Below are 824 nucleotides of genomic sequence, written 5' to 3' on the forward strand. Positions count from 1 at the left end.
ACTTCGCCTGGTTTAGGGGCACGGAAATCATACAAAATCTCATTTACAATGACGCGTTCTCCGGTATGAAAGTTAGGCTGCATCGACGGGCCATCCACAATAAACGGCTTAAAGAGAAGCCAGCGGATTAAAAAGACAAGCACTAACGCAATAATGATGGCCTTGAGCCACTCAAAAATCTCATTTTTTGGTTTACGCTTGGGCGTACCATCCTGATCAGTTGGCTGCTGTACAGCTCCTTGTCCTACTTCTTGCTCCATAGCTCACTGTCCTCTCTTTACGGTCAATAATCCACAGTTCCCTATGTACGTAGAAAAAACGAAAGGAGCTTGTAACCAAGCCCCTTTCGTTATTCGTTGTATTAACGACGAATTTCTTTAATTCTCGCTGCTTTACCGCGCAGTTCACGAAGATAATAAAGCTTCGCACGACGCACTTTACCACGGCGAGCCACGTCGATTTTATCGATTTTTGGGGAATGAAGCGGGAAAGTTCTTTCCACACCTACACCGTAAGAAATTTTACGAACTGTAAAAGTCTCACTGATTCCACCACCACGGCGTTTAATTACAACACCTTCAAACAACTGGATACGCTCACGAGTTCCCTCAATAACTTTCACGTGCACTTTCAAAGTGTCACCAGGACGAAAGTTAGGCAAATCTTTACGCAGTTGTTCTTCAGTGATCGCTTGGACGATATTCATCTATGACTCCCTCCTTCCGTACAGGTGTTCATGCTTCTTCTGGAAACACAACCGTTTCCTTCATCATCCACAGAGGACCACCGTATTACACACAACAGATGTATTGTATCATGGAGGA

Annotated in this window: 2 protein-coding genes; both read right to left on the reverse strand. The window is 44.4% G+C overall.

Annotation, left to right across the window (positions count from 1 at the left end):
* Nucleotides 1–260: S26 family signal peptidase (locus GRP75_RS28340; RefSeq protein WP_160791045.1), on the reverse strand; the 260-nt coding region annotated here is incomplete at its 3' end.
* A 101-nt stretch (nucleotides 261–361) separates the two neighbouring features.
* A complete protein-coding gene (rplS, locus tag GRP75_RS28345; protein ID WP_010346403.1) occupies nucleotides 362–706 on the reverse strand; it encodes a 50S ribosomal protein L19 in 345 nt (114 codons plus the stop codon).
* Nucleotides 707–824 lie beyond the last annotated feature (118 nt).

This window comes from Paenibacillus sp. OT2-17 (genome assembly GCF_009827695.1).
Lineage (GTDB): Bacteria > Bacillota > Bacilli > Paenibacillales > Paenibacillaceae > Paenibacillus > Paenibacillus polymyxa_B.

What these genes read in the sequence shown, in the direction of transcription:
- rplS (WP_010346403.1), bottom strand. Translation starts at nt 706, where the DNA reads ATGAATATCGTCCAAGCGATCACTGAAGAACAACTGCGTAAAGATTTG.